Below are 15,485 nucleotides of genomic sequence, written 5' to 3'. Positions count from 1 at the left end.
ATGAGGCATCTCCCTCCTTTTTCTATAAAATGAATGTGTACATGTTTTGTACAACAGCTGGATGTCCGTGAATAAAAATACAAAACGAACAAAATGTGCATAAATATATAATATAGTAGAAAAACGTCTTTTCGACATAAACCCTTAAATGTGGACAAGTTTTTTAACAGGGTGTTTATAATCTTTCCACATGTTATCCACAGAGTGTGGATAAAGCGGATGTTGACGTTCCGATATTCAGAGTGAAAACACAAATATAATATCAAATTAAACGAAGCGGCGCAATGGTTTTATTAAACTTATCCACATATCCGGCTCTTTGTTGAGAATAATTGTCCACATATGTTTGTTCTGTGTGAAACCTGTCGATAACGGGTGTGGATAAAAAATATGTCGAAAAAACTATTCACAGTCTATGAAGTTTAATAGATTTGTACATCAATCATTAGTTAGGCTTTTTTATTAAAACTTTATAATTCAGGATGCAAAAATGAATTTTAAATTTTTTTAATGGAATGAATCTATCTTGATTCTGCTAATTTAAGTGGAAAAGATCTTCCCTGACTTGAAAATTTCTATATAAAAACAATAAATTATATGAGAACAGTCTTTCAGTGTGAGATCTTTTTTGTCATATGGTTGACAATTCACTAGGTCACTCTCTATAATTAGAAAGACTGTCTTTAACAGCTATTCCTCAGGGAGGTGTCTATAATGAAAAGAACTTATCAACCAAATAATCGCAAACATAGTAAAGTTCACGGTTTCCGCGCTCGCATGAGCTCAAAAAACGGACGTAAAGTGCTAGCTGCACGTCGTCGTAAAGGAAGAAAAGTATTATCAGCATAGGCCACTGAAAAGTATCAGTGGTCTTTTTTACATGGCCCAATCCTACTTATGATTGGGCCATGTTTTTCAAAAACAGCTGTTTAAATAGATATTGTTAAAGAAATAATGATGGAAAAGCTCTCAACAGGCTGGAGAATTTCAGGCAAGGATCCGGAGTGAGGAAATGAAAAAGAAAAACCGCATCAAAAAAAACGAAGACTTCCAAAAAGTATTCAAGCATGGTAAGTCGATGGCAAATAGACAATTTGTGATCTACATGCTGGGTCAGCCTGAAGAAAAAGAATTCCGTTTAGGTTTATCAGTCAGTAAAAAAATAGGGAATGCCGTCACAAGAAACCGAATTAAGCGCCTCGTCCGGCAAGTATTTCTCGAAGAAAAGGACAGCTTAAAAACAGGCATTGATTATATAGTAATTGCCAGAAAGCCGGCATCCGAAATGGACTATCATGAAGTCAAAAGCAGTTTATTGCACCTTTTCAGAAAAACAAAAGTCCACAGAGCAAGACCCCAGCGTGAAAACTCCATAAAAAATACATAGAAAAGTGAAAAATGAAAGAAGTTTTCCTTTTTAAAAGATGTTAAAATAAGTGTTGAATAAAGTCGGCAGAACTTGCAGGTTTAGTTATTTTGTTAGGAGGAATACCGGTTGAAAAGGAGAATATTGTTAGTGCTTGGCTTAGTGAGCATCATGATGCTTCTTACAGGATGTACAGAAGTGAATCAGCCAATCACAGAAGAAAGTCAGGGATTCTGGAATCACTACATTGTGTATCCGTTATCATGGCTGATCATATATGTTGCAGAATTAATGGGTAACAACTACGGACTGTCAATCGTTATCGTTACGCTGATGATACGTTTTGCGATCTTGCCTTTAATGATTAAACAGATCAAAAACTCAAAAGCGATGCAGGAAGTACAGCCAGAAATGAAAAAGCTGCGTGAAAAATACAGCTCTAAAGATCAAAAAACACAGCAAAAACTGCAGCAGGAAACAATGGCTTTATTCCAGAAGAATAAAGTGAACCCGCTTGCAGGGTGTTTTCCATTATTAGTTCAAATGCCAATCCTGATTGGTTTTTATCATGCAATTATGAGAACAGAAGCAATTGCAGATCACAACTTCCTATGGTTTGACCTGGGATCGAAGGATCCAATATACCTGCTTCCGATCATTGCAGGTATTACAACATTCATCCAACAAAAATTGACAATGGCGGGAACAGCAAATCAAAATCCGCAAATGGCTATGCTTTTATATATCATGCCAATTATGATCGTCATCTTTGCTGTCAGCTTCCCAGCTGCACTATCTTTATATTGGGTAGTCGGAAATATATTCATGATCGTGCAGACAATGATCATCTACGGACCTGATATTAGAGCGAAAGCACTTTCAAAATCGGGAGGAACGAAAAAGTGAGAGAAATAACTGCTACCGGACTTAGCGTCGAAGAAGCAGTACAATCCGCTTTAACACAGCTGAATGCAAGCGATAAAGAAGTAGAAATTACCGTTATTGATGAAGGGAAAAAGGGATTTTTAGGACTGTTTGGGGCAAAACCTGCAATGGTAAAAGCCGTAAAACTTCCAAATCCTGCTGAAGAAGCGCATCGTTTTCTGACAGAAGTGATCAGAAATATGAATGTGGAAGCAAAGGTTGAAATGATTCAGGAAGGCAAAAATGTCACGTTTCAAATTGAAGGAGAGAAGGTTGCGCTCTTAATTGGAAAACGCGGCCAAACGCTTAATTCTCTGCAATATTTGACACAGCTCGCGGCAAATCGTCATTCTAATCACTACTTGCACATTACAGTAGATGCTGAAAACTACAGAACCCGCCGCAAAGAAACATTAATTCAGCTCGCTCAGAAGCTTGCACATCAGGCTGTTCGTACTAAAAGAGAGGTTCCTTTAGAACCAATGCCTTCATATGAACGAAAGATTATCCATGCTGCTCTAGTTAACCAGCAGCACAAGATCAAAACATACTCGGTTGGAGAAGAACCTAATCGTCATTTGGTGATTGCTCCTAAATAAGAAAAGCAAAATCGCCTGTTTAGCGCAGGAAGACAGATAAGAATCCGACACTTTGACTTTTTTTGCGGATTTGTTCTGCCAAGGAATTAGGCGATTAGCGGGACTTTGCCCGAACAATACTCATCTGACACACCAAAACCCTGCTGGTATTTAATCAGCGGGTTTTTTTGTGCTTTCTTTTATGCTTAAGGGCTTAGAAACCTTGCATTTGGAAATATTGTTATTAACATGTGGATAAGTTAAAATGATAATGAGAGAATTGTGCGGAATTTAAGTCTGTGGATAATTCGATATTTTTTTCTTTCCAATAAGAAATAACTATGATATCTTATAAATTTGACTGCGTATATAATGGGAAATTTCTATATAGATTTATTTTGAAAGAAGCGGGGTGAAACGCATGGAATTCGATACAATTGCAGCAATATCCACACCAATGGGAGAGGGAGCGATTGCCATCGTCAGACTAAGCGGGGACGATGCGATCAAGATTGCGGACAGATTGTATTCAGGTCCTTCAGGGAAACGATTGGCAGAGGTACCTTCACATACGATTCATTACGGGCATATTGCAGATCCTGATACTGCCCAAATTGTAGAAGAAGTCATGGTATCGGTTTTGAAAGGCCCTAAGACATTTACGAGGGAAGATATAGTAGAAATAAACTGCCACGGCGGGATTGTAACAGTTAACCGTGTACTGCAGCTTGCATTAAACCATGGGGCGCGGCTTGCAGAACCTGGTGAATTTACGAAAAGAGCGTTTTTAAATGGACGAATTGATTTGTCGCAAGCTGAAGCGGTGATGGATTTAATAAGAGCAAAAACAGATCGTGCAATGAATGTCGCCCTTGGACAGATGGAAGGGAGACTATCAAAGCTCATTCAGCGTCTGCGCCAGGAAATTCTTGAGACACTTGCACATGTGGAAGTAAACATAGATTACCCTGAATATGATGATGTAGAAGAAATGACGCACAGCATGCTGATTGAAAAAGCAACGTTCGTCAAAAACGAGATTGAAAAGCTGCTCCAAACATCTCAGCAGGGCAAGATTTTAAGAGAGGGTCTTTCAACGGTCATCGTAGGCAGACCTAATGTAGGCAAATCGTCGCTTCTGAATAGTCTGATTCACGAAAATAAAGCGATTGTAACAGATATACCGGGAACGACAAGGGATGTCATTGAGGAATATGTAAACGTTCGGGGCGTGCCTCTTCGTTTAGTTGATACAGCTGGTATTAGGGAGACAGAGGACATTGTCGAGAGGATTGGTGTTGAGAAATCTAGACAGGTATTGAAAAAGGCCGATCTTATCCTGCTCGTTTTAACCTACAGTGAATTTCTTTCAAAAGAGGATGAGCAGCTGTTTGAAGCTGTAAGCGGAATGGACGTAATTGTTATCGTCAATAAAACAGACCTTCCTCAAAAAGTAGATTTGAAACGGGTGAGGGAGCTTGCTGAAAAATCTCCTGTAGTGACGACTTCTCTGCTTGAAGAACAGGGAATTGATCAGCTTGAAGAATCCATCAGCTCGCTGTTTTTCGAAGGCAGCGTTGGCGCTTCGGATTTAACCTATGTTTCAAACACAAGGCACATTGCTTTGCTGTCACAGGCAAAACGTACCATTGAAGATGCACTTGAAGCGATTGAAGCGGGAGTGCCGATTGATCTTGTACAAATCGATTTGACACGTACGTGGGAGCTGCTCGGTGAAATTATTGGAGATGCTGTTCATGAAAGTCTGATTGATCAGCTGTTTGCTCAGTTCTGTTTAGGAAAATAAGGGCTGTATATATAAAGAATCATGTACATTTTACCTTAGGTTAAAAAATAGAAAAGTGCTTAATTCATAAAGGAGGTAAATACCATGGGATATCATGCAGGTGATTATGATGTAGTTGTCGTCGGTGCAGGTCATGCAGGGGTTGAGGCAGCCCTCGCTTCTGCGAGAATGGGTGCAAAAACGCTTGCTTTGACGATCAATCTTGATATGGTTGCTTTTATGCCTTGTAATCCATCAGTAGGTGGACCGGCAAAAGGAATCGTAGTGCGGGAAATCGATGCTTTAGGCGGAGAAATGGCTAAAAATATCGATAAAACACATATTCAAATGAGAATGCTGAATACAGGCAAAGGACCGGCTGTGCGTGCGCTGCGTGCTCAGGCTGATAAATTTACGTATCAGCATGAAATGAAAAAGACGATGGAAAATGAACGGAATCTTACAATGCTTCAAGGAATGGTAGACCGTCTTATTATTGAAGACGGAGAGTGCCTGGGCGTTATTACTCAAACGGGTGCGGAATACCGTGCGAAAACAGTTGTTCTGACTACAGGCACATTTTTAAGAGGGAAAATTATTTTAGGTGAACTGCAATATTCAAGCGGACCTAATAACCAGCAGCCTTCTATAAAATTATCAGAGCATCTGCAGGAAATTGGACTTGATATGGTCCGTTTTAAAACGGGAACACCGCCGCGTGTAAACAGTCATTCGATTGATTACAGCAAAACAGAAATTCAGCCAGGTGACGACGTTCCCCGCGCTTTTTCCTATGAGACGACAAAATATATTACCGATCAGCTTCCATGCTGGCTGACTTACACAAGTGAAGAAACTCATAAAATTATCGACGATAATCTTCATCGTTCACCAATGTATTCGGGCATGATTAAAGGAACTGGACCGCGCTACTGTCCTTCAATAGAAGATAAGGTCGTCCGTTTTAATGATAAGCCGCGTCATCAGATTTTCCTTGAGCCAGAAGGCAGAAACACACAGGAAGTTTATGTGCAGGGATTATCAACAAGTCTTCCGGAGGATGTACAGCGAAGAATTCTATCATCCATTCCCGGTCTTGAAAAAGTGGAAATGATGCGTGCAGGATACGCAATCGAATATGATGCCATCGTACCTACACAGCTATGGCCAACCCTTGAAACGAAAAAGGTTCCCGGCCTATTTACAGCCGGACAAATCAATGGTACATCTGGCTATGAAGAAGCAGCGGGCCAAGGCTTAATGGCCGGAATTAATGCTGCCAGCAAAGCCCTTGGCAAAGAAGAAGTCATCTTAAGCCGTTCTGATGCTTATATCGGAGTATTAATAGATGATCTAGTCACAAAAGGTACAGACGAGCCGTATCGTTTATTGACTTCCAGAGCGGAATATCGCCTGCTTCTTCGCCATGATAATGCAGACTTGCGTTTAACGGATATTGGACGTAAGATTGGACTTATAAAAGAAGAACGCTACAAGACTTTCTTGCTTAAAAAAGAAGCGATTGAAGCAGAGAAAAAACGCTTGAATTCGGTCATAATCAAACCAAATGAGCAGACACAGGAATTAATCAGAAGAGCAGGCGGCAGTGAACTGAAGGACGGAATCCGTGCATCAGATCTTATGAAACGCCCTGAAATGAACTATGAGCATATTCATGCTCTTGCTCCTGCTGACGAAAATATTTCCGGAGAAATAGCCGAACAGGTTGAAATTCAGATTAAATATGAGGGCTATATTGAAAAGTCGCTTCAGCAGGTTGAAAAGCTGAAGAAAATGGAAAACAAAAGAATTCCAGAAAATATTGATTACGATGCTATTTCAGGTATTGCTTCTGAAGCACGACAGAAACTGAAAGAGGTCAGACCGCTTTCAATGGCACAGGCATCCCGTATTTCAGGGGTTAACCCTGCAGATATTTCCATCCTTCTCGTCTATTTGGAGCAAGGAAAAATAGCGCGTGTTTCAGGCGAATAAAAGCAGATCAGAAAGGTTTTGAGTATGGACATTTCTTTATTTAAATCCAGTCTTGAGGAAAAGGGAATCTCTCTTTCCGCAGAACAGCTGGAGCAATTTGAGACTTACTACGAATTGCTTGTAGAGTGGAATGAAAAAATGAATTTAACTTCGATTACAGATAAAAAAGAAGTTTATCTTAAGCATTTTTATGATTCTATTTCTGCTGCTTTCTATTTTGATTTTACAAAACCGTTATCCATTTGTGACGTAGGCGCAGGCGCAGGGTTTCCAAGTCTGCCGATTAAAATCTGCTTTCCGCATCTGAAAATTGCAATTGTGGATTCTCTTCAAAAGAGAATTACATTTTTAGATCATCTGACGAAATCATTAAACCTTTCAGGCGTATCTCTTTACCATGACAGAGCAGAAACGTTTGGAAAAAACAAAGCATTCAGAGAAACGTATGACGTTGTGACGGCAAGGGCTGTAGCGCGTCTATCTGTTTTGAGCGAGCTTTGCCTGCCTCTTGCTAAAACAGGCGGTCACTTCGTAGCAATGAAAGCCGCATCAGCTGAGGAAGAAATAATCAATGCTGAAAAAGCAATCAGTACGCTTGGCGGCAAGGTGAAGGAAAAGTATGCCTTTGAGCTGCCGCTTGAGAAAAGTGAGCGCTCAATCATTATTATTCATAAACAAAAATCAACACCTGCTAAATATCCCCGCAAACCGGGTACGCCTAACAAACTTCCATTAGAATAGAAAAACATTCAGGTGGAAAGTTCGTTCAGCATGCAGGAATATAGAGAATTGAAAGAGAATTAATATGATGGCAGTTTCTAAAGGTGGTGTAGGCTCATGAAGCATCCATTCTCTCGTTTTTTCGGTTTGGGAGAAAAAGAAGATACAGCAGAAAAAACAGCAGTAATTGAAACAGAAGAGATTGATGATTCAGTATTTGATGAGGTAAAGAAGATTTCCGTGGAGGAAATCGTGCCTAATCGTTTTCAGCCCCGTACGGTTTTCGCGGATGAAAAAATTGAAGAATTATCGCTTACGATACGTACACACGGGATTATTCAGCCGATTGTTGTACGTCAGGTTGATGGAAGATATGAAATTATTGCCGGGGAAAGACGGTATAGAGCAGTCCGAAAACTAGGATGGGAAACAATCCCAGCAATTGTGAAGGACTTCAACGACACAGAAACAGCTTCTGTTGCTTTAATTGAGAACCTTCAGCGCGAGGAACTTTCAGCGATTGAAGAAGCTGTTGCATATGCCAAGCTGCTGGAGCTTCACGACTTGACCCAAGAAGCCCTTGCCCAGCGTCTCGGAAAAGGACAGTCCACAATTGCCAATAAGCTTAGGCTGTTAAAGCTGCCTCATGAAGTTCAAGATGCATTGCTCCAAAAGAAAATAACAGAGAGACATGCAAGAGCACTCATTCCTTTAAAAAAACCAGATCCGCAAATTACACTGCTCTCTGAAATCATAGAAAAGCAGTTAAATGTCAAACAAACAGAAGACCGCGTTGTCAAAATGCTTGAGAAAACCAGCCCAAAAGCAAAACCAAAACGTAAAGCATTCAGCCGGGATACCCGTATTGCGATGAATACCATCCGTCAATCGTTGACAATGGTAGCGGATACTGGCGTAAAAATAAATGCTGAAGAAGAAGAATTTGAAGAATACATTCAATTCACTATAAAAATTCCAAAGTAGCTCTCTGCAAATTCAGCAGAGGGTTTTTCTTTTTGAAGTTTCATAGATTTCAAGATTTCCGTTCAAGCTGCATTTTTACAAATTGCAAAAAAGTTCAAACCATTGGCAAAGTTTCATGATAAAATAGAGAGCATGATAGAGTTCATGTTTAGTGAAAGCAGGTGACATCGTGGGGAAAATTATTGCCATTGCGAACCAGAAAGGCGGGGTCGGCAAAACGACAACTTCCGTTAATCTTGGTGCGTGCTTAGCATATATAGGAAAACGAGTTCTTCTCGTCGATGTTGACCCACAAGGAAATGCGACAAGTGGTATAGGAATAGAAAAAGCCGATGTTGAACATTGTGTTTATGATATTTTAGTTGATGATGTTGATGTAACAGAAGTCATTAAGCCAACTGCTGTCGAAAATTTGGATGCAATTCCGGCCACTATCCAGCTGGCAGGTGCCGAAATTGAACTTGTGCCAACCATTTCTAGAGAAGTCCGTCTGAAACGTGCGCTTGAAAAAGTAAAACATAATTATGACTATATGATTATTGACTGTCCTCCCTCTTTAGGATTACTGACAATTAATGCTTTAACAGCTTCAGATGCCGTGCTTATTCCAGTTCAATGCGAGTATTATGCACTTGAAGGATTGAGTCAGCTGCTGAATACTGTGCGATTAGTTCAAAAACATTTAAATACCGATTTAATGATAGAAGGCGTTCTTTTAACAATGCTTGATGCACGAACCAATTTAGGAATTCAGGTTATTGAAGAAGTCAAAAAATATTTTCGCGACAAAGTATATAAAACAATTATTCCCAGAAACATCCGTTTAAGCGAAGCACCAAGTCATGGACAGCCGATTATTATTTATGACCCGCGCTCAAGAGGCGCTGACGTATACTTAGAATTGGCAAAGGAAGTGGTTGTAAATGGCTAAAGGATTAGGTAAAGGAATCAATGCTTTGTTTACGAATATGGAAGTAAGCAATGACGAAACACTGCAGGAAATTAAAATTAAAGATCTGCGTCCAAATCCTTATCAGCCCCGCAAAACATTTTTGCCAGGAGCGATTGAAGAACTGAAAGAGTCCATCCTTCAGCATGGTATCCTTCAGCCAATCATTGTGCGCAAGAGTATTAAAGGCTATGAGATTGTCGTAGGCGAGCGCCGTTTCCGTGCAGCAAAAGCAGCGGGCCTTCATGTTGTGCCAGCTGTTATCAGAGAGCTAACAGAGCAGCAGATGATGGAGCTTGCGCTTCTTGAAAATCTGCAGCGCGAAGACTTATCTCCAATCGAAGAAGCGGGAGCTTACCAGGCTTTGCTTGATCACTTGCATATTACACAAGAAGAGCTTGCCAGACGTCTAGGGAAAAGCAGACCGCATATAGCGAATCATCTAAGGTTATTGTCTCTTCCTGAAACCATTCAAACACTTATTTCTGAAGGAAAGATTTCAATGGGTCATGGCAGAACACTGCTCGGGCTGAAGAAAAAAGATAAGCTAAAAGCCTTAGCGGACAAAATTATGAAAGAGCAGCTTAATGTCCGCCAAGTTGAGCTTCTTGTTCAGCAGCTAAACGAAAATGTTTCACGTGAAACGAAAAAGAAAGCTGGCAGTCAGGACATTTTCATTAAAGAAAGAGAATCCTACTTGCGTGAGTATTTTGGCACTTCTGTTACGATTAAGCAGCAGAAGAAAAAAGGGAAAATTGAAATTGAATTTTTTTCAAAAGAGGATCTGGAAAGAATTTTAGAGTTGCTTGAAGCTGAGCAATCATCTTAAGCGGCCATCTTGCAGCATAGATGGCTTCTTTTTATGTTTAATAAAAAAGCAGCTCCAGCACCTAACATCTCGTTCAGAAAGGATCCGCCTTTTTATGGCGGATATCTGTCTGCCTGCCGAAATTGACGAAGGGGCTTGCTCCTTATAAATAGAGAGAGGGATTAAAGTGGTATTATTAGGAAGTTTAGTAAATGCAGCTGGAATTATCATAGGATCCCTATTAGGTTTATTGCTTCGCAGAATACCAGAATCTATGAAACAGACGGTCATGACTGGCATAGGTCTTTTTGTCATGGTATTGGGCCTTGATATGGCACTGGAAAGTGAACAGCTGTTTATTGTGATTATCAGTCTTGTTTTTGGGGCGGTCATTGGAGAAGCCATTGATATTGAAAAGAAGCTGCATCAGGTGGGACATTGGCTTGAGAAAAAACTGAGCAGAAATCAAACCGGTGATTTTGCACAAGGCTTTGTATCCGCTACCCTTATTTTTGTCATTGGTGCAATGGCAATTGTGGGATCACTTGATAGCGGATTGAGACAGGATCATGATATTTTGTACACAAAGTCGATGATTGATGGCTTTACGAGCATGGTTCTTTCAAGTACGCTTGGCATCGGTGTTCTTCTTTCAGCGGTTCCTGTTTTCATATATGAAGGAGGCATCGCTATATTCGCGAATGTGATTCATCAGTATGTACCGGAATCTTTGCTTGAGGATTTGATCTCAGAGATTACGGCTGTTGGCGGGATACTGATCTTTGCCATTGGAATCAATATGCTTGCCATAAAAGCCATTCGTGTAGCAAACCTGCTCCCAAGTCTGGCAGTTGTTGCAGTCATTATTGTTTTAATGAAATTTGTTTAATTGAAGTTTGCACCCTTGGCCTGATTAAGCCAGGAGGTCTTCGTCTTTAGCGGGATTTTTTTAAGTTCTATCTGCTGATCAGCCAGAATGATGCTTTCTGCAATAATAGAAGCCATTGTCATAACGAGATGCAGTCTTGTATTTTGCAATACAAAGAATTCCATAAACCCGCTGACGTTTACAATTCCATTAATGTGAATGTCTCCTACCTCGGGAAGCACCTTGTTTACACCAGCACCAGGCTTGATTGGACCTGATCCAACCTGGAATGTCCCCACACTTTTCAGTCTTCCCAAGCAGGCATCAATCGCAAGGATAAAAGGGTTATCGAACGTTCGTTCTATTTCTTGGATGGTTTCTTCAAGGTTGACTGCATGAACAGGATGCTTTAGTGTTCCGTAAACATGGAAATGCTTGAGATCAGCATCGATAAGCTTAGTGCCTACTAAAGGGCCTAAACAGTCACCGGTTGAGCGGTCTGTTCCAATACATAGGACAACGATGGGTTTCCGTACAGAAAGAAGGAGTTTTATTTCTGATGATAAATGTTCAGCCGCATGGTCATCTTCATAATAAATTCGGTCTCGCTGCGGTTTTAAAAAGCCAGATTTAAAATTCATCATTTCACTCCTTCAATATAGTAGTAACAGTATACGGAAGAATATAGAAATCTATACATATTTAAGAGATAATAAGAGTTTTTACTAAGCACTGTAAATTGCTTAGAAAAGTTGTTAAAATAAAATCTATCTTTATGAATGCAGCGTGTAATTCTTTATAAAGGAAAGGTTGATCTGATGTGGATTTTTTAAATAAGCTTATAGATAAAATGGGTGCCTCTCTTCTAAACGAAGATCTCTGGCTGAACTTTGTACAAGGACTGCTGAAGATTATTGGCATTATGATTCTTTCAGCGATTCTTATTCGAGTCGGAAATACAGTCATTGAAAAAATTTTCTTGCTAAGAACAAAGTCACCGCTCCGCATTTCAGAGCGGAGAGAAAATACGCTGGTCAAGCTGCTCAATAATATTTTAACGTACCTCGTTTATTTTGTTGCCCTGCTGATGATCCTTGAGACATTAAGCTTTGATGTAAAGGCTCTGCTCGCCGGAGCGGGAATTGTCGGGCTCGCCGTCGGATTCGGTGCACAAAATCTTGTCAAGGACGTCATTACAGGATTCTTCATTATTTTTGAAGATCAGTTTTCAGTTGGTGACATGATTCGTGTCGGCCAATTTGAAGGAACCGTTGAAGAAATTGGACTTCGCACGACTAAGATTAAGAGCTGGACAGGAGAAATCAATATTCTGCCAAACGGAAATATAACGGAAGTGACTAATTTCTCCGTCAATAACAGCGTCGCTTTTGTAGATGTCAGTATTGCCTATGAAGGGGATATTCCAAAAGCAGAAAGAGTGATTGAAGATTTATTGCTCGAGCTGCCGGATAAGTATGAAGAAATGGTTGCACCTCCTGAGTTGCTTGGCGTGCAAAACCTGGGACCATCGGAAGTTGTCTTGCGTGTAGTCAGTGAGGTCCTTCCTATGAAGAATTTTCATATATCGCGTATGCTGAGAAAAGAAATTAAGATGAGACTTGATGAGCATGGCATTGAAATTCCATACCCTCGCATGGTCATGTATACAAGACAGGATGAAGGTGCTAAACAAAAGGAAAGGATGAGTGAATAGTGGACAAGGAATTTGGCATAAATGACGTTGTCGAAATGAAAAAACCTCATCCGTGCGGTGCGAATCGCTGGAAAATCATCAGAATGGGCATGGATATCCGCATAAAATGCGAAGGCTGTGCTCACAGTGTGATGATTCCAAGAAGAGAATTTGCCCGGAAAATGAAAAAAAGATTAGTCAAGCATGAAGAATAACTGTTTTTATGGCTTTAAATTGGTTTATTTAGGGAGAAAACCTTGATTTCCGTTTGGTTTTCCCCTTTTTTTAATGAGTAAAAATGAACTTTTACCATGAAAGACTTCCCCTCTTAAGCTTGTCATTTCATGCGTTAGTATCTATAATTGTTGAAGATTGGTTAGATAAAAATAAACGGATTAATCGATTATATATTGTTCATATAGAGGAGTGGAAATAACCATGGCTTTAACCGCTGGTATTGTTGGACTTCCGAACGTAGGGAAGTCAACGCTTTTTAACGCCATTACACAGGCTGGTGCTGAATCAGCAAACTACCCATTCTGTACAATTGACCCTAACGTAGGGATTGTAGAAGTGCCGGATGAGCGTCTTCAAAAGCTTACAGAGCTTGTAAAACCAAAGAAAACAGTTCCTACTGCGTTTGAATTTACGGATATTGCAGGGATTGTTAAGGGAGCAAGTAAAGGAGAAGGACTTGGAAACAAGTTTCTTTCACATATTCGTCAAGTAGATGCCATTTGTCACGTTGTGCGCTGTTTTGCAGACGACAACATTACTCACGTTTCAGGAAAAGTAGATCCGATTGATGATGTTGAGACAATCAATCTTGAGTTGATTTTAGCGGATTTAGAGTCTGTAGACAAGCGTATTGAGCGTGTCGGCAAGCTTGCTAAGCAAAAAGATAAAGATGCTGTTTATGAGCACGAGGTTCTGTTAATGCTGAAAGATGCATTCGAAAACGACAAACCGGCCCGCTCTGTGGAATTCACAGATGAACAGATGAAAATTGTTAAGCATCTTCATTTGCTGACAAGCAAACCTGTTTTGTATGTAGCTAATGTCTCTGAAGATGAAGTGGCTGATGCTTCAAACAATGAATATGTAAAAGCAGTTCGCGAATTCGCTGCGAATGAAAAAGCTGAAGTCATTGTTGTATGTGCGAAGATTGAATCCGAAATTGCCGAACTTGATGGAGAGGAAAAAGAAATGTTCCTTGAAGAGCTTGGCATTGAAGAATCAGGTCTTGATCAGCTTATTAAAGCTTCATACAATCTTCTCGGTCTTGCGACTTATTTTACAGCGGGTGTACAGGAAGTCCGCGCGTGGACTTTCAAAAAAGGAATGAAGGCTCCGCAGTGTGCCGGCGTTATTCACTCTGACTTCGAACGCGGATTTATCCGCGCTGAAACAGTTTCCTATGAAGATCTGCTGAATGCAGGAACAATGGGAGCTGCACGTGAAGCCGGGAAAGTGCGTTTAGAAGGAAAAGAGTACATCGTAAATGATGGCGACGTTATCCATTTCCGTTTTAATGTTTAATTTGGTTGCCTAAAGTCGTTTTGTTTGCTATAATTTAAACTTGTGAGTAATTGAATTGTTTAATTGCTCCTTGCCCGTTTAGGGCCGTTTAGACCAAAAGGAGGTGTAAGAGATGAATAAATACGAAATCATGTATATCATCCGTCCAAACATTGAAGATGAGGCTAAAAAAGCTCTAGTTGAGCGTTTCAACACAATTTTAGCTGACAATGGTGCGGAAGTTGAAGAAACAAAAGAGTGGGGCAAACGTCGCCTTGCTTATGAAATCAACGATTTGCGTGACGGTTACTACATGCTTCTTCAAGTTGCATCAAAGCCGGAAGCTGTTCAAGAATTTGACCGCTTAGCGAAAATCAACGAAGACATCATGCGTCACATGGTAACTAGAAAAGAAGTGTAATTCATATAGATTAGATATCTTTAAAAAAGGATGATTCTGATGATGAATCGGGTTGTTTTAGTCGGCAGACTAACAAAAGATCCAGAACTGCGCTACACACCAGCTGGAGCTGCAGTTGCTACTTTTACATTAGCTGTTAACCGTTCCTTCACAAACCAGCAGGGTGAAAGAGAAGCGGACTTCATAAACTGTGTCGTATGGCGCCGTCCGGCTGAAAATGTTGCAAATTTCCTTAAAAAAGGAAGTTTAGCAGGAGTAGATGGACGTCTGCAATCACGCAGCTATGAAGACCAGACTGGCAAACGTGTTTATGTAACCGAAGTGGTTGCAGAAAGCGTACAGTTTCTTGAACCTAAAAGCGGCAGTGGAAACAGCGGCGGCGGTGGCGGAAACAACAATTATTATGGCGGCGGCCAAGGTGGACAAGGCGGTCAGCAAAATCCATTCAGCCAAAATCAAAATCAAAATCAGAATCAGCGTAATCAAGGCCGTTCGAACTTTGATGACGATCCATTCGCTAATGATGGAAAGCCGATTGATATCTCTGATGATGACTTACCGTTTTAAAACATATAGTACGTGCATTTCATAATGGAAGGAGGAAATAACTATGGCAGGCGGACGCAAAGGTGGACGTGCAAAACGTCGTAAAGTGTGCTACTTCACTGCACACGGAATCACAAACATCGATTACAAAGATGTAGATTTGCTTAAAAAATTCGTTTCTGAGCGTGGTAAAATCTTACCTCGTCGTGTAACAGGAACAAGCGCTAAATACCAACGTAAATTAACGATTGCTATTAAACGCTCTCGTCAAATGGCTTTACTTCCATACGTATCTGGCGAATAATAAGATGAAAAAGGCAGTGAGGATT

At 40.4% G+C, this 15,485-nt stretch carries 18 protein-coding genes; 17 read left to right on the top strand and 1 reads right to left on the bottom strand.

Annotation, left to right across the window (positions count from 1 at the left end; all coding sequences use genetic code 11):
* Window positions 1–714 precede the first annotated feature (714 nt).
* The 11 genes from rpmH to LIT25_25995 all read left to right on the top strand — a co-directional run bounded on the left by rpmH (window position 715) and on the right by LIT25_25995 (window position 10,999).
* Complete coding sequence (rpmH, locus tag LIT25_26045) at window positions 715–849, top strand: 50S ribosomal protein L34 (protein USK33906.1); 135 nt, start codon at window positions 715–717, stop codon at window positions 847–849.
* Between the two features lie 163 nt (window positions 850–1,012).
* Entirely contained in the window at window positions 1,013–1,387 is a 375-nt protein-coding gene (gene rnpA / locus LIT25_26040) for a ribonuclease P protein component (protein USK33905.1), read from the top strand.
* A 108-nt stretch (window positions 1,388–1,495) separates the two neighbouring features.
* Window positions 1,496–2,272, top strand: a complete 777-nt coding sequence (gene spoIIIJ / locus LIT25_26035; protein ID USK33904.1) for a YidC family membrane integrase SpoIIIJ — start codon at window positions 1,496–1,498, stop codon at window positions 2,270–2,272.
* Window positions 2,269–2,889: a protein jag gene (locus tag LIT25_26030; GenBank protein ID USK33903.1), complete on the top strand. Its 621-nt coding sequence runs from the start codon at window positions 2,269–2,271 to the stop codon at window positions 2,887–2,889. The genes spoIIIJ and LIT25_26030 overlap by 4 nt, the downstream gene beginning before the upstream one ends.
* A gap of 400 nt (window positions 2,890–3,289) precedes the next feature.
* Complete coding sequence (gene mnmE / locus LIT25_26025; protein ID USK33902.1) at window positions 3,290–4,675, top strand: tRNA uridine-5-carboxymethylaminomethyl(34) synthesis GTPase MnmE; 1,386 nt, start codon at window positions 3,290–3,292, stop codon at window positions 4,673–4,675.
* Window positions 4,676–4,759: 84 nt separating this feature from the next.
* The gene (mnmG, locus tag LIT25_26020; protein ID USK33901.1) at window positions 4,760–6,649 is read left to right on the top strand and encodes a tRNA uridine-5-carboxymethylaminomethyl(34) synthesis enzyme MnmG; all 1,890 of its coding nucleotides are present in this window, start codon (window positions 4,760–4,762) and stop codon (window positions 6,647–6,649) included.
* Between the two features lie 24 nt (window positions 6,650–6,673).
* The gene (gene rsmG, locus LIT25_26015) at window positions 6,674–7,390 is read left to right on the top strand and encodes a 16S rRNA (guanine(527)-N(7))-methyltransferase RsmG (protein USK33900.1); all 717 of its coding nucleotides are present in this window, start codon (window positions 6,674–6,676) and stop codon (window positions 7,388–7,390) included.
* 96 nt (window positions 7,391–7,486) lie between these two features.
* Entirely contained in the window at window positions 7,487–8,353 is an 867-nt protein-coding gene (gene noc / locus LIT25_26010) for a nucleoid occlusion protein (protein USK33899.1), read from the top strand.
* Between the two features lie 169 nt (window positions 8,354–8,522).
* A complete protein-coding gene (locus tag LIT25_26005; GenBank protein USK33898.1) occupies window positions 8,523–9,284 on the top strand; it encodes an AAA family ATPase in 762 nt (253 codons plus the stop codon).
* Window positions 9,277–10,131, top strand: coding sequence for a ParB/RepB/Spo0J family partition protein (locus LIT25_26000; GenBank protein USK33897.1), 855 nt, complete (start codon window positions 9,277–9,279; stop codon window positions 10,129–10,131). Before LIT25_26005 ends, LIT25_26000 begins: the two co-directional genes overlap by 8 nt.
* A gap of 166 nt (window positions 10,132–10,297) precedes the next feature.
* The gene (locus LIT25_25995; GenBank protein ID USK33896.1) at window positions 10,298–10,999 is read left to right on the top strand and encodes a DUF554 domain-containing protein; all 702 of its coding nucleotides are present in this window, start codon (window positions 10,298–10,300) and stop codon (window positions 10,997–10,999) included.
* On the opposite strand, the gene yyaC is transcribed toward LIT25_25995, so the two are convergent.
* The gene (yyaC, locus tag LIT25_25990; GenBank protein ID USK33895.1) at window positions 10,996–11,619 is read right to left on the bottom strand and encodes a spore protease YyaC; all 624 of its coding nucleotides are present in this window, start codon (window positions 11,617–11,619) and stop codon (window positions 10,996–10,998) included. The two genes, LIT25_25995 and yyaC, sit on opposite strands and share 4 nt — an antisense overlap.
* 179 nt (window positions 11,620–11,798) lie before the next feature.
* On the opposite strand from yyaC, the gene LIT25_25985 reads away from it, so the two are divergent.
* From LIT25_25985 to rpsR, 6 genes are all read left to right on the top strand, one after another.
* Complete coding sequence (locus LIT25_25985; protein ID USK33894.1) at window positions 11,799–12,692, top strand: mechanosensitive ion channel family protein; 894 nt, start codon at window positions 11,799–11,801, stop codon at window positions 12,690–12,692.
* Complete coding sequence (locus tag LIT25_25980) at window positions 12,689–12,886, top strand: DUF951 family protein (GenBank protein USK36417.1); 198 nt, start codon at window positions 12,689–12,691, stop codon at window positions 12,884–12,886. The genes LIT25_25985 and LIT25_25980 overlap by 4 nt, the downstream gene beginning before the upstream one ends.
* 223 nt (window positions 12,887–13,109) lie before the next feature.
* Complete coding sequence (ychF, locus tag LIT25_25975; protein ID USK33893.1) at window positions 13,110–14,210, top strand: redox-regulated ATPase YchF; 1,101 nt, start codon at window positions 13,110–13,112, stop codon at window positions 14,208–14,210.
* 112 nt (window positions 14,211–14,322) lie between these two features.
* Window positions 14,323–14,610 carry a 30S ribosomal protein S6 gene (rpsF, locus tag LIT25_25970; GenBank protein USK33892.1) on the top strand — a complete coding sequence of 96 codons (288 nt, stop codon included), beginning with the start codon at window positions 14,323–14,325 and terminating at the stop codon, window positions 14,608–14,610.
* Window positions 14,611–14,649: 39 nt separating this feature from the next.
* Complete coding sequence (ssb, locus tag LIT25_25965) at window positions 14,650–15,177, top strand: single-stranded DNA-binding protein (protein USK33891.1); 528 nt, start codon at window positions 14,650–14,652, stop codon at window positions 15,175–15,177.
* A 43-nt stretch (window positions 15,178–15,220) separates the two neighbouring features.
* Entirely contained in the window at window positions 15,221–15,460 is a 240-nt protein-coding gene (gene rpsR, locus LIT25_25960; protein USK33890.1) for a 30S ribosomal protein S18, read from the top strand.
* Window positions 15,461–15,485 lie beyond the last annotated feature (25 nt).

Source organism: Bacillus sp. F19, from assembly GCA_023823795.1.
Classification (GTDB): domain Bacteria; phylum Bacillota; class Bacilli; order Bacillales; family Bacillaceae; genus Bacillus_P.
Note: the sequence above shows the minus strand (reverse complement) of the source record. Positions and strands in the feature narration are given on the sequence as shown.